Below are 18,470 nucleotides of genomic sequence, written 5' to 3' on the forward strand. Positions count from 1 at the left end.
TATTACAGTCTCGCCAAGCGGTACGCAGCGTATCAGATCAATGCTCCTCCGCTTCTTCGTATAATACATAATTCATATAATCGGTAAAGGGTTTCAGCAATTGAATGCCTTTCAGAACCCGGTCTCCAAAGTCTTTGGAAGCCACCTCCTTATCGGTGTAGCGGTGCATAAAAAAAAGTTGCTTACGTTTCAAAAGCTCGATTTCCGGATGGTCTTTGGAATAACCCTTAGGAACGGTTTTCAGGCTTTCCCCATGAATTTCAGGGAAATAGCTGCGAAATTCCTTTTCTTCAATGATCGATTTCAGCTCATGCGCATTGTAATCGATTTCCTGCCGGAAGCGGGCCAACTGCTCGGCGGTCACCTCCCACATCCCACCGCCAAGGAAGGTCTGGTCGCCTGGCTGTACTTGCAGGTAATAGTCGATTTTCCCCGAGCTCTTCCCGCCCGGGCCAATACCCGCCGCCAGATTTTTTTTGTAGGGATCCTTGTTTTTGGAAAATCGGACGTCCCGGTAAATTCGCAGCATACAATCCTTCACTTGCACATTTCCCAGGTCTTCAAACTTCCCGACCTCGGTGATCAGGTAACCGACCAGCTTTTCCATATCCGCTTTCGCGGCTTCATAAAGTTTCTTATTTTCCTGAAACCACTCCCTGTTATTGTTTTCGGCTAATTGACTGAGAAAGTGCAGCGTTTTAGAATCCATGTCGTGTTGGTGAAGGTATAAAATTCAAATTTACTACGTTTTCTGGTTCAATTTAACGAATTTTGGGATTAAGAAAAGGCTAATGCCCACCAGAAAACGCTAACCTGTTGATAGCTATGAATGTGCAGTATTTGTCGAATGAAAACGGAGAGAGAACTGGTGTTTACATCTCCATGAAGGACTGGGAAGAAATACAGAAGAAGCTGGAATACACCGATTTTTGGGATGACCTCCCTGATCATGTGAAAGATAGCATCGACGAAGGTTTGAAGCAATCTGAGGCAGGTCAGACCAAATCTCACGAAGAGGTAATGCAAAAATTCAGCAGGTATCTATGAACATGCCTATTCGCTGGACGGCGAAGGCAGAAAAAAGCTTTACCGACATTATCGCACACTTGGAAACCGATTGGTCCGAAAAGGAAGTCAGAAAGTTTATCAGGAAAACCAGAGATGTCCTGAAACAGATAGCGGTATTTCCGCTTATGTACGAGGCCTCTCGATCGAAGCCCGGCTTGCGGAAAGGTTTTGTTACCAAGCAATGTTCATTGTTTTACAAAGTGAAGAAAGATCATATTGTTTTGCTTTCATTTTGGGACAATCGCCGTAAACCAACATCACGTAACTAAGTATCAAGTAATAAATGGCCAGAATCCTAACAGGCATTCAAAGCAGCGGGCGACCTCACCTGGGTAACATCCTGGGAGCCATCAAACCTGCGATCGAACTCTCTAAAAATCCCCAGAACGAATCTTTCTTCTTCATTGCCGACCTCCATTCGCTGACGACGCTGAAAAACGGTATCGAACGCGGCGAATATGTCCGCGCCATTGCAGCTACCTGGCTCGCATTCGGATTCGATTACAAAAAAAATGTTTTCTGGCGCCAGTCGCGGGTGCAGGAGCATGCTGAGCTTAACTGGTACCTGAACTGCTTCACGCCGTTCCCGATGCTGGCCAATGCGACTTCTTTTAAAGATAAGTCGGAGAAACTGGCGGATGTGAATGCAGGGCTTTTTACCTACCCTGTGTTGCAAGCAGCTGATATTCTGCTGTATAATGCCAATATCATCCCGGTGGGCAAAGATCAGAAACAGCATCTTGAAATGACCAAGGACATTGCTAACCGGTTCAATATACTGGCCGGTGAAGATATCCTGGTACTCCCTGAGCCTAAGATCGACGAACGCATCATGACGATTCCCGGGCTCGACGGGCAGAAAATGAGCAAGTCCTACCACAATTATATCGACATTTTCCTACCGGAGAACGAGCTGAAAAAGGTCACAAAAAAGATCCTTTCCGACTCCAAGCAGCTTGAAGAACCCAAAGATCCGGATAACGACATCACATTCCAGCTTTACAGCCTGGTCGCAAAAGAATCGGATGTAGAAACCATGCGCCAGAACTACCTGAACGGCGGCTACGGTTATGGACACGCCAAGCAAGCGCTTTTTGAATGCTTTATGGAAGTATTCGCTGAGCCGCGCCGCATTTTCAATTATTATATGGAAAATACGGAGGAGCTGGAAGGGATTCTCGTGGAAGGAGAAGCCAAAGCGCGCGAAATAGCCCAGGATACAATCGGCAAGGTAAGAAAAGTGCTCGGTTTCAGTTCATGACGGATGCGGTACATAGCATAGTCCGCGCTGACCAGGAGCTGTTTTTATGGCTCAACGGCTTTCACACGCCCTGGCTCGACACGGTGATGTACTGGGTTACCTACAAATTCACCTGGGTTCCGCTGTACATTCTGCTGATCGCACTAACTATCCGCGCCGAAGGTTGGAAAAAAGGTGGTTTCATCGTGATTGCCGTGGTGCTGGCGGTCGCCTTGGCCGACAAGGTTACTTCCGGGTTTATGAAGCCCTACTTTTTGAGATTAAGGCCCTGCCACGATCCCACGATCACCACGGTAATGCACCATGTGACCGACTGCGGCGGCTTGTACGGCTTTGCATCATCGCATGCGTCCACCAGTTTTGCATTGGCGATCGCCTGGTTTAATCTGTTAAAAAATAAGGTGCCGCAAATGGCTTTTTTGTTCCTCTGGGCGGTCGTTTACGCTTATAGTCGCGTATATGTAGGCGTACATTACCCGCTCGACATCCTCGTAGGAGCATTGGTCGGGCTGCTGGTCGGATACTGCGTCGTACAGCTTTATTATATTTTTTTAAAAAGATACTATCTTAATTAACTGGTTTTATTTAATTTTGCGCAAATTTTAGTTTGGCCATGGGTTCATTCAATACAGTAAAAATATTTTCGGGGAGTCAGTCCGAATATTTGGCCAAAGACATTGCCAGGTATTATGGTAAGGAACTGGGAGGCTACACGTTGCGGAAATTCAGCGATGGTGAGCTGTCACCAAGTTTCGAGGAGTCGATCAGAGGTTGCGATGTTTTTTTGATCCAATCTACATTCCCTCCTGCCGATAACCTGATGGAGTTGCTGCTGATGGTGGATGCGGCCCGTCGTGCTTCGGCGCATTATGTGACGGTGGTGATCCCCTATTTCGGCTATGCACGCCAGGACAGAAAAGACAAGCCACGCGTGGCGATTGCAGCGAAAGTCGTTGCGAACCTCCTTACGGCAGTGGGAGTTGACCGCGTGATGACCATAGACTTACACGCCGGACAGATCCAGGGCTTTTTAGACCTGCCTGTTGACCACCTCGAAGGAACCTCGATTTTTGTTCCTTATATCAAATCCCTGAACCTTAAAAATCTGCTGATCGCATCGCCTGACGTAGGCGGCGCCGCACGCGCACGGAATTTCGCCAAATTCCTGAACGCGGACATGATCCTGTGCGACAAGCACCGAAAACGCGCCAACGAAATCGCGAGCATGCAGGTGATCGGAGATGTGGAAGGGATGGACGTAGTGCTGGTAGACGACCTGATCGACACGGGTGGTACGCTTTGTAAGGCAGCCGAGATTATCATGGAAAAAGGTGCGACATCCGTCCGAGCGATCAGCACGCACGCGATCATGTCGGGCAAGGCGCATGAAAATATTGCCAATTCGGTGCTGGAAGAGCTGATAGTAACAGATACTATCCCTCTAAAGCAACAGAATGATAAAATCCGCGTACTGTCTGTTGCAGAAATTTTTGCAAAGGCAATAGGCCGGATCCGCGATCACGAATCTATTAGTTCATTATTTATAAATTCTCAGTAAATTTTCTTTTTATTTAACTTTCTTATAAAAATCTTATGAAAAGTCTTGAGATTGTAGGGTTTAAAAGAGCGAATCTCGGCAAGGTGGAATCACAGAACTTGCGCGCTCAAGGATATGTTCCATCTGTGTTGTACGGAGGAGCCGAACAAGTGCATTTCTATGCTCCGGCTATGTTGTTCCGTGAATTGCTTTTCACACCAGATATTTTTAACGTTACCCTGAACATCGAAGGTACCCTGTACAATGCGATTCTTCAGGAAAAACAATTCCACCCTGTGAATGACTCGTTGATCCACGCGGATTTTCTTGAAATCATTCCTGGCAAGGAAATAAAAGTTGAAGTTCCTGTTAAATTGACAGGTACATCCGCCGGCGTTATGAAAGGTGGTAAAATGAACCAAAAATTGCGTAAATTGCGCGTACAGGGTCTTGCGGAGAACATCCCTGACTATGTAAATGTTGATGTAACTGAACTGGATTTAGGAAAATCTGTGAAGGTTGGTGCACTCAAAGCTGAAAATTTTGTTATATTGACAGCGGCAAGCAACCCGATCGCATCAGTTGAAATTCCACGTGCGCTTCGCGGTACACTTGGCAAGTAAGTATTTTATTTTTCATGGCTAATAGATGCAAACGTGCCGACCATTGGTCGGCATATTTGTTTATAGCCAGTTCCGGATTTGCTCAACCAGTACTTTATTGATCCGGACATAACTCTCATGTGTCCAGCCTCCGATGTGCGGTGTAAGCACCACGCGATCCGACGCACATAAATAATCAAAAACGTCCTGTTGCTCCGCCGTCAGCTTCCCGATCTTCTCATTTTCAAGCACATCCAGGCAAGCACCTCTGATTTTACCACTCTCTAGTGCCTCGGTTACCGCCTTTAATTTCACCACTTCACCTCTGGATAAATTCAATAAATAAAATGGCTTGGCGAAGCTGCGAATAAACTCGTCATTAACCAGGTAGCGGGTAATGTCGGTCAATGGAATATGCAGACTGAGAATGTCGGCTTCGCGCTGGATTTCCTCTATTGACGATTCGGTCGCGAATGCGTCGCCGTAATTGTCACGGTATTTATCATACGCAAGTACTTTGCAGCCAAAACCGCTGAGCCTCTTCGCAGTAGCAGAGCCATTATTTCCGTAGCCGATCAACCCGACAGTTTTGCCCATCAACTCCACTCCCCTGTTGCCTTCACGGTCCCAGATTCCGTTCCGTACCTGCCGGTCGGCGCGCAGAATGTTGTTAAAAAGCGCCAGCAGCATACCAACTGCCTGTTCTGCAACGGCGTCACGGTTGCCTGTACCCGCATGAAATACCTCGACATTCAGCGCTTTGGCCACGTCCAGGTCGATCAGATCGAGCCCCGCGCCTGCCCGTGCGATGAAGCGCAGGCTTTTCGCATTTTCGAGCATTTCACGATCCAGGAAGGTCTTACTGCGGATCATAAGTCCGTCGTATCCGGGCAGTGCGTTCTTTATGTCTTCTCTTTTGTATTCTGGATGGTAATCGTATTCCCACTTTTGCTCGGCCAGCATCTCGAATAATGACGGATGCATGGAGTCTGCGATCAGGATTTTCATAGTAGCACAGGATTTTTTGTAACTTGCCGGTTGAACCGTCCGGCAAAAGTAATACAGAATTACGCAGGAGAACACATAGAACAGCATTTACCTACATGAGCGAACAACACAGTGATAAACCGGTTATCGGGATCACAATCGGCGATTATAACGGCATTGGCCCGGAAGTAATCCTTAAAGCATTAGAGGGGAACCAGTTATCAAAATTGTGCACACCAATCATTTACGGCTCCCTGAGAGTATTGAACCAGTACCGCAACCTGCTTGAAATGAAAGACTGGAACCTGCACGGTATCCAGAAACCCGAGCAGGCCAACCATAAACTCACGAACGTCATCACCTGCTGGCACGACCACCAGACAGAAATACAGCCCGGCAAGATTACCGCAGAAGCCGGCCAGGGTTCTTTTGCCTCATTAAAACGCGCCGTAGAAGACCTGAAAGAAGGGAAAATACAAGCCCTCGTTACCGGCCCTATCAATAAGGACAACATTCAGAACGAAGATTTTAAATTCCCCGGCCACACCGAATTCCTCGCGCAGGCATTCGGCAAGGATGATGCGCTGATGTTCATGGTGGCAGGCGACCTGCGCGTAGGCGTTCTCACCGGCCATATCCCCTTGCAAAACGTTCGCGAACACATCACGGCGGAAAAACTCACCGCCAAGATCGAGCAGATTTTACAGTCGCTGAAAGGGGATTTTGGTATTAAAAAACCTAAACTGGCAGTGCTCGGCCTTAATCCGCATGCCGGCGAGAATGGCTTGCTGGGCTCGGAGGAAATCGAAATCATCCAGCCGGTGATCAAGCAGTTTAAAGAAAAAGGCCATTTGGTAGTAGGGCCCTTCCCCGCTGACGGCTTCTTCGCTGCCGGTACTTACCGCCAGTACGACGCCGTGCTCGCGATGTATCACGACCAGGGCCTGATCCCATTTAAAACACTGGCATTCAACGAAGGTGTGAATTTCACCGCCGGACTTTCGGCCGTGCGCACCTCGCCCGACCACGGCACAGCTTACAATATTGCAGGCAAAAATATCGCAGAACCCGGCTCGTTACTCCAAGCGCTGTACCTGGCCTGCGACGTATCCAGGTTCCGTATTTTCAATGCCGATATGGAAAGGAATGCACTGATCTCGAAGCCGCAACCATCTGAAAGTCAACATCCGGCGAAATCGGGTGGCAAGCAGCGATTTAATTAACCCGTTCCTTAACCGGAACCAACGCACATTCTTATGTTAAAATCAATGACCGGATACGGTGTATCCAACATCGAATCCGAATCGATCAATGTCACGGTGGAAATCAAGACATTGAACTCTAAATTCCTGGATATTTATTGTCGCGTACCACGCAATTACTCCGAAAGGGAGATCGAAATCCGTAACCTCATTACCCAGTCGCTGGAACGCGGTAAAGTGGAGTTTACGCTCACTGTCCAGCCAGTGGGGAAGACGGTCGCTTCGACTTCGGTGAACAGGGCGCTAGTCAGCGCCTATTACCAGGATCTGTCGCAAACCGCGACCGACCTGGGCTTTACACCGGATTCGACAGAACTGCTTCGCATTGCATTGCAAATGCCCAATGCATATAACAACGAAACGGTGGACGAGACCAGCAAAGAAGACGACTGGGCGCAGATCAAAGTGGCCGTGATGGAAGCGCTCCGTAAATGTTCTGTTTTCCGCGAGCAGGAAGGCCGCATGACCGCCGACAAATTCGCCGAATACATTGCTACCATTCAGAATCTCCTCGACCAGGTGGCCGAACAAGACAAAACCCGCATTCCGGCTGTCCGTGAACGCATCGAAAAACAGATGAGGGATTTGCTGACCGACGATAACTTCGACCCGAACCGTTTCGAGCAGGAACTGATTTATTATGTCGAGAAATTCGATATTTCAGAGGAGAAGATCCGTCTGGCAAACCACCTTACTTATTTCATCGAAACGATGAAAGCTTCGGAAAGCAACGGTAAAAAGCTCAATTTCATCGCGCAGGAAATCGGCCGGGAAATCAACACCATCGGCTCGAAAGCCAACGACGCCACGATCCAGCACCTGGTGGTCCAGATGAAGGACGAGCTTGAAAAAATTAAGGAGCAAACGATGAACATTATCTGATGCCCGGAGAGAAGCTTCCTCTTTCCTTCTTCTCCGATTATGATACCCGCACGCTCGCGCAGAAATTGTTGGGCTGCGAACTGGTGCATGAAAGCCCGGACGGCCTTACGAGCGGCATAATTGTCGAAACGGAGGCCTATTTGCAGGATGATCCTGCGTGCCATGCATTCAACCGGCGCACTCCGCGCACTGAGCCGATGTATGGCATCGCCGGCACGGTATATGTCTACCTGATTTACGGGATGTACCAATGCTTCAATATTGTCAGCAATGCCGAAGGTACCGGGGAAGCGGTGCTGATCCGTGCATTGCAGCCTACGGCCGGTATCGAACTCATGGAAATGCGCAGGCTTATCCGGCCCGGAAAAACACCCGGTATGTCCCCGACCGGTAAGATAGCCCTCAAAGAACTTTGCCGCGGCCCGGGCAAACTGGTGCAGGCCATGGGCATTGAGCGTGACAAGCATAATGCGACCCTTCTCACCGGCGAAGCATTGTACCTCCGCGCACCAGTCGCTGCTCCTCAGGCGATTACAGCCGGCCCTCGTATCGGCATTAATGTCGGCCGCGAACTTCCTTACAGATATTACATAAAAGACAATATTTTTGTAAGTAAAGGCTAATGGCCCGCGTCTTATTAAACCAGCCTTCGACAACCCGCTACGCACCTAACTATCAAGAGATCAGTGCTATATGAATGAATTCTACAAACTAGTTCTCCTCTTCTCGTTAGGATGCATTCTCTCTTTTAGCCAATGCACTTCCACCGGACAGGGCAACGGCGCAAAAAGAAGTACCGAAGTAGTGGAATCCAAGCCACAGGAAGGCTTTGCCGAAGACACTGTCCTAATTCGCAAATACCATAAGCTCGCTTCCGAGTATTTGTTTCAGGATGCGGAAAAGTCAATGTTCTATTCCAAACATGTACTGCGCCTTTCTCAAAAACACCAATGGGCGAAAGGGAAGCTGCTTGCCTACAACCTGCTGAGTACCTATTATTTGCTGGATGGCAGCTACGACGTTTTGCGGGAGCTTTCCAATGAAACGATTACCCTCTCGAAACAGTTGAATATGCCGATGTTCACTGCTCATGGCAAACGTTTCCTGGGTGAAAGCTACTCCGAATACCGCCAATGGGACTCTTCCCGGATCAACTACGAGCATGCCATACAGATTTTCACCCAACTGAAAGCCGATAGCTCGCTCGCGTTGAGCATCGAGAACCTGGGTAACTGCTACCGTGAGAAAAGTAGGTACGATGTGGCCATGAAGCTGTACAACCAGTCGTATAAGATGTTCGATAAAATGAACTCAGACTGGGGCCGTGCTACGGTTCTGCAAAGCATCGGCTACATGCACGTGCGCACGGCCAACTATACCGAGGCCGAGAAATACTTTTTGCAAAGCATCGCACTGTTCCGAAAAATACAGAACCGATACGGAGAGCTGAACTGCCTCAATGACCTGAGCAATACTTATTACTACCAGAAAAAATACGACGAGTCCATCGAGGCAGGCCTCAGGGCATTGACCTATTCTAAAATCTACCATTCGACCCAGCAAACCAACTGGGCGCTCGTAACGCTTTCCCGCTCCTACAAGGCAAAAGAGATGTATGATGTTGCCTTGAATTACAGCCAGGCGGTCAACTATACACGCCGGATGATCCATGACGAGACGATCAAGCGCCAATACACGATGTACCAGCTGATGTACGACAACGAGCTGATGGACTCCGAGATCCAGCAGAAAATCATCAGCGAGCAGCGCACCGTGCAGCGGTTCCTGATCGGCTTCTCCTGCCTTGTTATTCTGTTTGCAATTTTCCTTTGGTTCAATAACAAAAAGCTCCGCAGGAAAAATGCTGAAATACAGGCCGCACTCATTGAAGGGCAGACAATCGAAAGAAAGCGCGTCGCAGCCGAACTGCACGACCATCTGGGTGGCACATTGGCATCGCTGAACTGGTATTTGTATGGAATTGATAAAAAAGTACTTTCCGCAGAAGAACAAAAAATCTACGAAAGCGTACACCAGATGGTCGGGGCCGCTTATAAGGAAGTAAGGAGCCTTTCCCACAACCTGATGCCTGCTGAGCTCGAAGAACACGGACTGATCATGGCCCTGCAACGGCTTATCAGCAAACTGAACGAAAACAAGAATATCGCATTTACATTCAACCAGAAAGGGATGAACAACCGGCTCAACAACAAGATCGAGTTTGAGCTTTACAGCATTGTATTGGAATTGACCAACAACATCATCAAACACTCCGGCGCCACCGAGGCAACAGTTGACCTGACTGAAAACCTCAAAACGATTGTCCTCGTGGTGAGCGATAACGGTACCGGGATGATCGAACCGAGCCGACAGGGAGTTGGTTTGAGAAATATCAAAAGCCGTGTGGAAAGTCTGCACGGTAAAATACAGATTCACAGCGAGGACCAAAACGGCATTCGTGTCGAAATCGAGATTCCCAAAGTGATCATCAAGTGATTTCCCCCCGCAACGAGACTGTAACGGCACATTTGCTCGTTACTTTTATAGAAAAGATTGAAGCACCCTCATGAATGTTACCGCAAAGGCTCAGGAATTCATTACCGAGAGCGAAAATAGTCTCCATAACCGCTCGTTCGTCAAACTCTCGCTCGGCAACTACCACGGCGCCGACGAAAGCCTGAAAAATATCTATATCAAGAAAGTCCTTATCAAGAAAGAGCCGCGGTTAAGCCTTACTTACCGCCACAAAACACGGGACATTACCAAAAACCACACGTACGAAGAGGTGATCGGGATGCTTGCGCAATGGCTCGGCAGCGATTTCCGCGTGGCGACTTTACAAATGACGGATTCGGACGTGCTTTTTGAAATGCACCCCAGCGGCAAGGCTACCTTGAAGAAAAAGGCCGTCGCCAACCGGGATGCGCCTTCTCTGAGCCACGACAAGAACAAAAACCGGCTCATTTCATCCAACGGCAAAAGCTACCTGTTCGATCTCAAAATCACCGATCAGCAGGGTAATGTGTTCCATAATGCCCAGGACAAATTCCGGCAGATCAATCATTATATCGACATTCTGAGCAGCCTGATCAGGGAAATCGACCCGCAAAATACAGTCAGGGTGGCGGATATGGGCTCGGGGAAGGGTTATCTCACATTTGCCTTATACGACTACCTTAAAAATGTACTGAAACTCACGCCGGAAGTGACCGGCATCGAGTTCCGGGAGGATCTGGTGACATTATGCAACCAGATCGCTCAAAACGCCGGTTTCGAAGGACTGTCATTCCGGGAAGGTACGATCGACCAGTTTGATGCTGCCGGCACGAATATCCTCATCGCGCTGCATGCCTGCGACACAGCCACCGACGACGCCATATTCAAAGGCATCCAGGCCGAATCCGATCTGATCGTAGTCGCCCCCTGCTGTCACAAGCAAATCCGCAGGCAGATCGAGAAACATAAGACTGAAAATGACGTCAGTTTTCTGACCCGGCACGGTATTTTCCTTGAAAGGCAGGCGGAAATGGTAACCGACGGTATCCGCGCGCTGGTACTGGAATATTTTGGGTACAAAACGAAGGTGTTCGAATTTATTTCCGATGCCCATACCCCTAAAAACGTCCTGATAGTGGGAACAAGGGGCAGCCGGACGGAAAAATCGCAGGCGGCAGCGCTCGAAAAGATCCGGGAAGCCAAGCGGTTCTTTGGCATTGAGTACCATCATCTTGAGAGATTGACCGGCATTTGAAGCGTCAAAAATGCCCCTTTTTCCCTTCGTAGTAGCTATATTTGCAACTTTTTGTGAACTGAATAATTAATTATGTGGAATAAAATAGCAACTTACATCATCCGCTACCGGCTTTTGTGGGTTGCATTAGTGTTAGTATCGACGGTCTTCATGGCCTATGAAGCCAGCAAAATTGAACTCTCCTACAATTTCGCACGCATCCTGCCCTCCAACGACCCCGTAGAGAAAGAATACCAGGACTTCCGCAAGCTTTTCGGCGAAGACGGCAGTGTGATGGTGATCGGCTGGCAGGACCCGCAGCTTTTCGAGATCAACAAATTCCGCGACTGGTGCAAACTCGCGCAGCAAATTAAGGAGACGGAAGGGATCAAGAACGTGCTTTCGTTGGCCAATGTTTACAAAATCGCCCGCAACGACAGCCTCACCCGTTTCGATTTTTCCCCGGTTATCCGCGATATTCCCAACACCCAGGCAGAGGCCGACAGCATTAAAAAAGAGATTGCCAACCTCCCTATCTACGAAGGGTTGGTACTCAACAGCAAAACTAACGCGACGCTGATCGTTATCACCTTCAACGATAAGGAGCTCAATTCGAAACGCCGCCTGACGATCGTCGACGACATTGAAAAAATGTCCGAAACGTTCGCCGCCAAATACAATACCGATCTGCATTATTCCGGGATGCCTTATATCAGGACAGTGAATATGAAAAAGATCTCCGGTGAAATGGAGCTTTTCATGGGGCTGGCGGTATTCGTCACGCTGCTCATTCTCTGGGCTTTTTTCCGCTCGTTCCGCCTTACTTTGCTCTCCATTGTAGTAGTGCTCATCGGCGTGGTATTCTCAGTGGGAATTTTGCATTTATTTAACTACAAAATCACCGCCCTTACCGGCCTCATACCGCCACTGCTCATCGTCATCGGGGTCCCCAACTGCGTATTCCTGATCAATAAATACCAGGCAGAGCTCGTGTCGCATAACAACAAGGACGAGGCATTGCGCGAAATGATCCGGCAAATCGGGTTATCGACGTTCCTGGCGAATATGACGACGGCGATTGGTTTTGGCGTGTTTTATTTCACCAATAGTATTCTGCTTGTGGAATTTGGTGTGGTGGCAGCCATCAGCGTGATGGTCACTTATGTGCTTTGCCTGGTGCTACTGCCGATTACCCTGCATTACATGAGTACACCCAAGCCCCGCCATTTGAAGCACCTTGAAGGAAAATGGGCATTCGGGTTCCTTAGGATGGTTAACAGCCTGGTCCACAACCGCCGGAAAGAGATTTACATTGCCATGGTGGTATTGATCGTCGTTTCGGCGTTCGGTATGACCAAGATCCAAACGATCGGTTATGTGGTGGATGATTTACCCAAAAAAGATGTGGTGTACACCGACCTCCGCTTTTTTGAGAAGAACTTCAATGGCGTATTGCCTTTCGAGGTGATGATCAATACCCAACAACCCAACGGCGTGTTTGCGGACCAGGCCAGGACTTTGTACAAGATCAAGGCTTTGCAAAACGAAATGGCGAAGTTTCCCGAGTTCTCGAAACCGGTTTCCATTGTCGAGGCATCCAAATTCCTCTACCAGGGCTACCGCGGCGGCGATGCCAAATATTACGCGCTGCCCGGCGTATTGGAGCTGAATAAAATGGCCCCTTATCTGCAAAGCCAGCAAGGCGCAGCAAAGCAGCTGACTTCATTCCTGAACGAGGATAAAAGCGTTACCAGGGTTAGTTTTCAGATGGCCGATGTTGGTTCTGAGCGCATTAAGGAGCTGATGGCCCGCATCCGTCCGAAAGTCGATTCGATTTTCAGTCCAGAGCAATACAAGGTGGGCCTCACCGGCCACAGCCTGGTGTTCCTGAAAAGCAACGATTACCTGCTCAGCAATTTGTACGAGAGCCTCATCATTGCGATCGTCCTGATCGCGATTGTGGGCATGGCGCTTTTCCGCTCCATTCCCATTATCCTGCTATCCAAACTCCCCTGCCTGATCCCGCTCGCGTTGACGGCCGGTATCATGGGCTATTTCGATATTTATTTCAAACCGACGACGATCCTCATTTTCAGCATTACGTTCGGTATCGCGTCCGACGGAACGGTTTACTTCCTGACACGCTACCGCGAGGAGCTGTACAAAAAAGGCCTTACCCCATCGAAGGCCGTAACGGCGTCTATTTTCGGGACCGGTTTGAGCATGATTTACACGGCAGTGATCCTTTTCTGCGGGTTCTCGATTTTCGCGGCGTCCAGCTTCGGCGGAACGGCTGCGATGGGTGTCATGGTGTCGATCACTTTGCTGGTGGCGATGTGTACCAACCTGATCCTTTTGCCTGCATTATTGCTGTCAATTGCCAAACGTCAGGGAAAAGATGTGAAACCGAGCTAAATGGAGTTTATGAGTTTAGAGTTTAAAGTCTGCGAGTCTATAGTTTATGAGTCCAAAGTTTAATTATGTTTACTTTAAACTCATAAACTTTGAACCTATAACTCTAACAACTCCAAAACTCCTGTCACCAAATGAAGAAATTCTTTACAGCGCTATCCCTTTCCATTACGGGGATAGCGTTTCCCGTTTCGGCCCAAACCGACTTCGAAGCCGACTCTATCTTTATCCGTAAAATTTACAACACGGCACTCGGGGAAGGCAAATCCTACGAATGGCTCCGGCACCTGACCCAGCAGGTCGGGCCGAGGCTGAGCGGCTCGGAAGGTGCTGCCAAAGCTGTCGTTTATACCAAATCGGTGATGGAAGGCGAGCGTTTCGATCATGTGTTCCTGCAAAATGTGATGGTTCCGCATTGGGTGCGCGGAGCGAAGGAGAAAGCGCAGATCATTGTTGGCAAACAAAAAACGGAGGTTCCCATAGCGGCACTGGGCGGTTCGATCGCTACTCCCAAAGGTGGTATCAAAGGCAAAGTAATCGAGGTGAAGAGCTTCCAGGAGCTTCGCGACCTGGGCACCGAGAAAGTAAAGGGTAAAATTGTGTTCTTCAATCGCCCGATGGACGCTACCAAAATCAATACCTTCGAGGCCTACGCAGGTGCGGTAGAGCAACGCGCTGCGGGCGCGAGCGAAGCCGCCAAACTGGGTGCGATAGGTTCCATTACCCGTTCCATGACAACGCGCCTCGACGATTTCCCACACACAGGCAGCATGCGCTACGCAAGCGGCGCGCCGATGATCCCGGCGGCGGCCATCAGTACCAACGGTGCCGAACTGTTGTCCAGTACATTGAAAACAAATCCCGAAACAGAATTCTACTTCGAACAAAACTGCGAAACGCTTCCCGATGCGCCGTCGCACAATGTGATCGGGGAATTAAAGGGGCAAACCACTCCCGACAAATACATTGCCGTAGGTGGTCACCTCGATTCGTGGGACTTTGCCCAGGGCGCGCATGACGACGGCTCCGGCTGCGTGCAGTCCATCGAGGCGGTGCGCATTTTGAAAGCATTAGGCTACCAGCCCAATAACACGTTGCGTGCGGTTATGTTCATGAACGAGGAGAATGGGATGAAGGGTGGCGTTACCTACGCCGATTCTGCCAAATCCAGAAAAGAGGCCCATATCGCGGCCATTGAATCGGACCACGGGGGGTTTTCACCCCGCGGCTTCGGGATTGTAGGTACACCAGAGCAAAAAGCTAAAATCCAGCAATGGACAAAACTATTCGCGGCTTACGGGGTTCACGAACTGGGACCCGGCGGCGGCGGTGCGGATATCGGGCCGCTGGCGCAGCAGGGTACGGTGCTATTGGGATTAATGCCCGATACGCAGCGGTATTTCGACTACCACCATGCGGCCAACGATAAGTTTGAGACTGTCAGTAAGCGTGAACTGGAGCTGGGAGCAGCGGCCATGGCTTCTATGCTGTACCTCATCGACAAATATGGCCTTTAGGCCATCCCTTGTCCCAGGGACTGAAGTCCCTGGATCGAAATGTGTCGGGCCGCTGGCCCTTGTTAATGGCAAAGGGGACTTTCGGTTCCCTTTTGCTATTCCAGTTTTTCGAAAGTCTTTTCCATCCATTCTTCGGGGATATCGTCCAGCGCCTGTTTAAGCTTTTCGGCCCAGATTCTGGATATCTCTTCCATATCTTTTTGTTCGTAACGATGTTCGGCGATGGCGAAGCTGTCCTTTTTGTACAATACCACGTCGATTGGAAAATCGACATCGTTGTTGCTCACGCGCGTTGAATCGAATGAGAGGAACCCGGCTTTCAGCGCCTGCTTCATCGTCGAATTTTCATTGAGTACGCGATTCAATATAGCCTTCCCCTGACCGGAGTTACCGATGATTACATACGGCGAGCCTTCGTCAAGCTCCACCCAGTTGCCTTCCGAATAAAGGAGAAACAGCTTGTGCTCCTTGTCGTCTTTCAGCTGGCCGCCCACAATGGTATTAAGGTTAAATTTCAAGCCCGACCTTTCCAGGCTGGCCTTATCTTCTTCGGCTACCCGTTTGATCTGCTCTCCAAATGCGTTTACAGCCTTGTACAGCTTGTTGTAAACGACGCCTTCGCTGATCAACTCTTCAAAATAATGCACCGCTTTGTCGCGTACGGACCTCAACCCGCTGGTCATAATGAACATCGAATAGTTGTCCTGCTGGGTGACATACATCTTCTTTTTAGTAGTGGTATTGGTACCTGCGGTGATCCGCGTATCGGCCAGGGCAACGAGGCCTTCTTTTACTTTTATTCCTAAACAATAAGTCATTTTTCTGCACTTTGAACCGGCCCAAAAATACCAAATCACATTCTGAACATCACAACAAATCCCTTTTTCATCGATATTTAAGGCCAAATAAGTCCACACCGCCGCCATGATCCACACGGTTCACCTGTTTGCCGAGCTCGACGAACACCTTATTGCATTACTTAAATCCCTCAAGTCCGAAGATTGGGAGAAACCGACCGTCGCCCGCCTGTGGAAAGTCCGCGACGTCGCCGCGCATTTGCTCGACGGCAATATACGTGTAATCTCCATGTACCGCGACGGCCATTTCACCGCGCCCGACCGGGAAATCAACAGCTATGACGATCTGGTAGCTTATCTGAACCAGTTGAATGCGGATTGGGTAAAAGCCTCGAAACGAATGAGCCCTGCCCTCCTTACCGAATTGCTCGAAAGTACCGGCAAACAATATTCACAAATCATGGCAGAACAGGACCTGGAAGCCGATGCGATTTTTTCGGTATCCTGGGCTGGTGAAACCGTTTCCAAAAACTGGTTCCACATTGCCCGTGAATACACCGAGAAATGGCATCACCAGCAACAGATCCGCGATGCGGTAAATAAACCCGGCATTATGACGCCCCGGCTGTTTCGTCCGCTCATCGAAACCTTCCTGCGCGGGCTCCCGTACACGTACAGGCACACGCAGGCGCCCAAGGGCACGGCCATACGCATACGAATTGAGCTGGACGAGCAGTTTGAATGGTTTTTGATTAAAACAGAAAATGGCTGGATAATCGATGAAACTTCCGGAAAAGCACCCGAAGCATCGCTTACCCTCGACGCCGATACCGCCTGGAAGCTTTTTACCAAAGCCATTAAACCGGACGAGGCATTAACAAATGCACATTTAACTGGAAATAAAGAACTTGCAGGCATTACATTAAACCTTATTGCAGTAATGGCCTGAAAACTAAAAACCTCCGCTGGCCATTCAGCGGAGGTTTATGTACTATTATTCCAAAATTCTAATAACCTTATTTCAAGCTTCCTGCAATGCTTTCAGGCGAAACACCAACCCGTCCATTTCGTCGGACGGCCGGAGCTGGCATGAAAGCCTGCTGTTACTGTCGGCATTCGGCAATGTATCCAGCGTATCGAGCTCCTGGTCATTGGATTCCGGCAACTTTTCCTTGCCTTCCAGCACTTCGATATGGCAGGTTGCACAGAGGGCCATTCCGCCGCAGGTAGCCTGGATGTCGTATTCGTATGCTTTGAGGATTTCCATCAGGTTGAAGCCCATATCGGTGGGTACTTCCAGCGCCTGGCGCTCTCCTAAATCGTTCTCTATGAATATATTGATCATGGCTAAAATGGATTAACACCGTTAACAGTGGTGTATTTGAAACTTAATTTCTGATCGGGGTAAACGTATTTGAATGCGCTCTGCATCATAATTGCCGCTTCATGAAAACCGCACAAAATGAGTTTCAGCTTACCCGGATAGGTATTGATATCACCGATCGCGTAAATGCGCTCGACATTTGTGGAATAATCGAAGGTGTCCACAATCACCGCCGACTTCTCGACGCCCAGACTCCAGTCGGCAATCGGGCCGAGTTTGGGACTAAGACCAAAAAGCGGGATGAAATCGTCGGTGGGAATCGTGGTAACTGATTTATCATTTCCCAAAATGGATACCTCTTTAAGCACGCCATTACCCCCGAGTTTGTTTACCTGTGCTTGCAGAATGAGGTCGATTTTGCCCTTTCCGGCCAGGTCATACACTTTTTCGGCCGAATCCGGCGCGCCGCGGAAGGTATCACCCCGGTGTACGAGCGTAACGCGGGAGGCGATATCAGCGAGGAAGATCGTCCAGTCGAGCGCGGAATCACCGCCACCGGCCAGCACCACATTCCGTCCGCGGAACTGCTCCGGCTTTTTCACCATATAATGCACGCCCTTACCTTCGAAATATTCGAGTTGCTCCACGGCCGGCTTCCGCGGCTCGAAGCTCCCGAGCCCTGCCGCAATAACCACCACCTGGCAATGCACGTCCGTTCCCTCGTTGGTTCGTACCACATAACTGCCGTCGTCCTGTTTTTCGAGTGCTTCCACTCTTTCGCCCAATGTAAATCCCGGTTTGAACTCCTCGATCTGCTTCATGAGGTTGTTCACAAGATCTTCGGCAATGATGGCCGGCGCACCGGGAATATCGTAAATAGGTTTTTGGGGATAAATTTCAGCAAGCTGGCCGCCCACTACGGGCAGGGCATCGATGAGGTGGCAACGCATTTTGAGCAATCCGGCCTCGAAAACCGCGAAGAGCCCTACCGGCCCCGCTCCAATGATGCAAATATCTGTATGGATCATAATTCAATGTGAATGAGAACTTTGGAAAAATTTGATATTCCAAAAGTAGTGCTCATTCACATA

The 18,470-nt window shown here is 49.3% G+C and carries 19 protein-coding genes; 14 read left to right on the forward strand and 5 right to left on the reverse strand.

Annotated features, from left to right (window positions below; genetic code table 11):
• Window positions 1–37 precede the first annotated feature (37 nt).
• Window positions 38–709, reverse strand: a complete 672-nt coding sequence (locus AC2YIT_RS27495; RefSeq protein ID WP_430846097.1) for a DUF2461 domain-containing protein — start codon at window positions 707–709, stop codon at window positions 38–40.
• A gap of 116 nt (window positions 710–825) precedes the next feature.
• Here AC2YIT_RS27495 and AC2YIT_RS27500 point away from each other — a divergent pair, with 116 nt between their 5' ends.
• The 6 genes from AC2YIT_RS27500 to AC2YIT_RS27525 are packed head-to-tail and all read left to right on the forward strand — an operon-like array spanning window position 826 to window position 4,489.
• On the forward strand, window positions 826–1,047 hold the full coding sequence (locus AC2YIT_RS27500) for a hypothetical protein (RefSeq protein ID WP_430846095.1): 222 nt from the start codon (window positions 826–828) through the stop codon (window positions 1,045–1,047).
• The gene (locus AC2YIT_RS27505; RefSeq protein ID WP_430846093.1) at window positions 1,044–1,337 is read left to right on the forward strand and encodes a type II toxin-antitoxin system RelE/ParE family toxin; all 294 of its coding nucleotides are present in this window, start codon (window positions 1,044–1,046) and stop codon (window positions 1,335–1,337) included. Before AC2YIT_RS27500 ends, AC2YIT_RS27505 begins: the two co-directional genes overlap by 4 nt.
• Before the next feature lie 14 nt (window positions 1,338–1,351).
• Entirely contained in the window at window positions 1,352–2,329 is a 978-nt protein-coding gene (gene trpS / locus AC2YIT_RS27510) for a tryptophan--tRNA ligase (protein ID WP_430846091.1), read from the forward strand.
• Window positions 2,326–2,904 carry a phosphatase PAP2 family protein gene (locus AC2YIT_RS27515; RefSeq protein ID WP_487281321.1) on the forward strand — a complete coding sequence of 193 codons (579 nt, stop codon included), beginning with the start codon at window positions 2,326–2,328 and terminating at the stop codon, window positions 2,902–2,904. The genes trpS and AC2YIT_RS27515 overlap by 4 nt, the downstream gene beginning before the upstream one ends.
• Window positions 2,905–2,942: 38 nt before the next feature.
• Window positions 2,943–3,887, forward strand: coding sequence for a ribose-phosphate pyrophosphokinase (locus AC2YIT_RS27520; protein ID WP_430846087.1), 945 nt, complete (start codon window positions 2,943–2,945; stop codon window positions 3,885–3,887).
• 35 nt (window positions 3,888–3,922) lie between these two features.
• Entirely contained in the window at window positions 3,923–4,489 is a 567-nt protein-coding gene (locus AC2YIT_RS27525) for a 50S ribosomal protein L25/general stress protein Ctc (RefSeq protein ID WP_430846085.1), read from the forward strand.
• 60 nt (window positions 4,490–4,549) lie between these two features.
• On the opposite strand, the gene AC2YIT_RS27530 is transcribed toward AC2YIT_RS27525, so the two are convergent.
• On the reverse strand, window positions 4,550–5,563 hold the full coding sequence (locus AC2YIT_RS27530) for a 2-hydroxyacid dehydrogenase (protein ID WP_487281322.1): 1,014 nt from the start codon (window positions 5,561–5,563) through the stop codon (window positions 4,550–4,552).
• Window positions 5,564–5,571: 8 nt separating this feature from the next.
• Here AC2YIT_RS27530 and pdxA point away from each other — a divergent pair, with 8 nt between their 5' ends.
• The 7 genes from pdxA (at window position 5,572) to AC2YIT_RS27565 (ending at window position 15,258) form a co-directional block, all read left to right on the forward strand.
• Window positions 5,572–6,678, forward strand: a complete 1,107-nt coding sequence (pdxA, locus tag AC2YIT_RS27535) for a 4-hydroxythreonine-4-phosphate dehydrogenase PdxA (RefSeq protein ID WP_487281323.1) — start codon at window positions 5,572–5,574, stop codon at window positions 6,676–6,678.
• 33 nt (window positions 6,679–6,711) lie between these two features.
• Window positions 6,712–7,599, forward strand: coding sequence for a YicC/YloC family endoribonuclease (locus AC2YIT_RS27540; RefSeq protein WP_430846079.1), 888 nt, complete (start codon window positions 6,712–6,714; stop codon window positions 7,597–7,599).
• On the forward strand, window positions 7,599–8,222 hold the full coding sequence (locus AC2YIT_RS27545) for a DNA-3-methyladenine glycosylase (RefSeq protein ID WP_430846077.1): 624 nt from the start codon (window positions 7,599–7,601) through the stop codon (window positions 8,220–8,222). The genes AC2YIT_RS27540 and AC2YIT_RS27545 overlap by 1 nt, the downstream gene beginning before the upstream one ends.
• A 70-nt stretch (window positions 8,223–8,292) precedes the next feature.
• Window positions 8,293–10,095, forward strand: a complete 1,803-nt coding sequence (locus AC2YIT_RS27550; protein WP_487281324.1) for a tetratricopeptide repeat-containing sensor histidine kinase — start codon at window positions 8,293–8,295, stop codon at window positions 10,093–10,095.
• Between the two features lie 70 nt (window positions 10,096–10,165).
• Complete coding sequence (locus tag AC2YIT_RS27555; protein ID WP_487281325.1) at window positions 10,166–11,350, forward strand: class I SAM-dependent methyltransferase; 1,185 nt, start codon at window positions 10,166–10,168, stop codon at window positions 11,348–11,350.
• A 72-nt stretch (window positions 11,351–11,422) separates the two neighbouring features.
• Window positions 11,423–13,744: an efflux RND transporter permease subunit gene (locus tag AC2YIT_RS27560; RefSeq protein WP_487281326.1), complete on the forward strand. Its 2,322-nt coding sequence runs from the start codon at window positions 11,423–11,425 to the stop codon at window positions 13,742–13,744.
• Between the two features lie 131 nt (window positions 13,745–13,875).
• The gene (locus tag AC2YIT_RS27565) at window positions 13,876–15,258 is read left to right on the forward strand and encodes a M20/M25/M40 family metallo-hydrolase (protein ID WP_487281327.1); all 1,383 of its coding nucleotides are present in this window, start codon (window positions 13,876–13,878) and stop codon (window positions 15,256–15,258) included.
• A gap of 95 nt (window positions 15,259–15,353) precedes the next feature.
• On the opposite strand, the gene AC2YIT_RS27570 is transcribed toward AC2YIT_RS27565, so the two are convergent.
• Window positions 15,354–16,076: a proteasome-type protease gene (locus AC2YIT_RS27570; protein ID WP_487281328.1), complete on the reverse strand. Its 723-nt coding sequence runs from the start codon at window positions 16,074–16,076 to the stop codon at window positions 15,354–15,356.
• A 106-nt stretch (window positions 16,077–16,182) separates the two neighbouring features.
• On the opposite strand from AC2YIT_RS27570, the gene AC2YIT_RS27575 reads away from it, so the two are divergent.
• The gene (locus AC2YIT_RS27575; protein ID WP_487281329.1) at window positions 16,183–17,004 is read left to right on the forward strand and encodes a maleylpyruvate isomerase N-terminal domain-containing protein; all 822 of its coding nucleotides are present in this window, start codon (window positions 16,183–16,185) and stop codon (window positions 17,002–17,004) included.
• Window positions 17,005–17,076: 72 nt separating this feature from the next.
• Here AC2YIT_RS27575 and AC2YIT_RS27580 read toward each other — a convergent pair whose 3' ends face one another.
• The gene (locus AC2YIT_RS27580) at window positions 17,077–17,400 is read right to left on the reverse strand and encodes a 2Fe-2S iron-sulfur cluster-binding protein (protein ID WP_430846063.1); all 324 of its coding nucleotides are present in this window, start codon (window positions 17,398–17,400) and stop codon (window positions 17,077–17,079) included.
• Between the two features lie 2 nt (window positions 17,401–17,402).
• Window positions 17,403–18,407 (reverse strand): NAD(P)/FAD-dependent oxidoreductase, encoded by a 1,005-nt coding sequence (locus AC2YIT_RS27585; protein ID WP_430846061.1) that lies wholly within the window; start codon window positions 18,405–18,407, stop codon window positions 17,403–17,405.
• Between the last annotated feature and the right edge of the window lie 63 nt (window positions 18,408–18,470).

This window comes from Dyadobacter sp. SRI_021, from assembly GCF_057586235.1.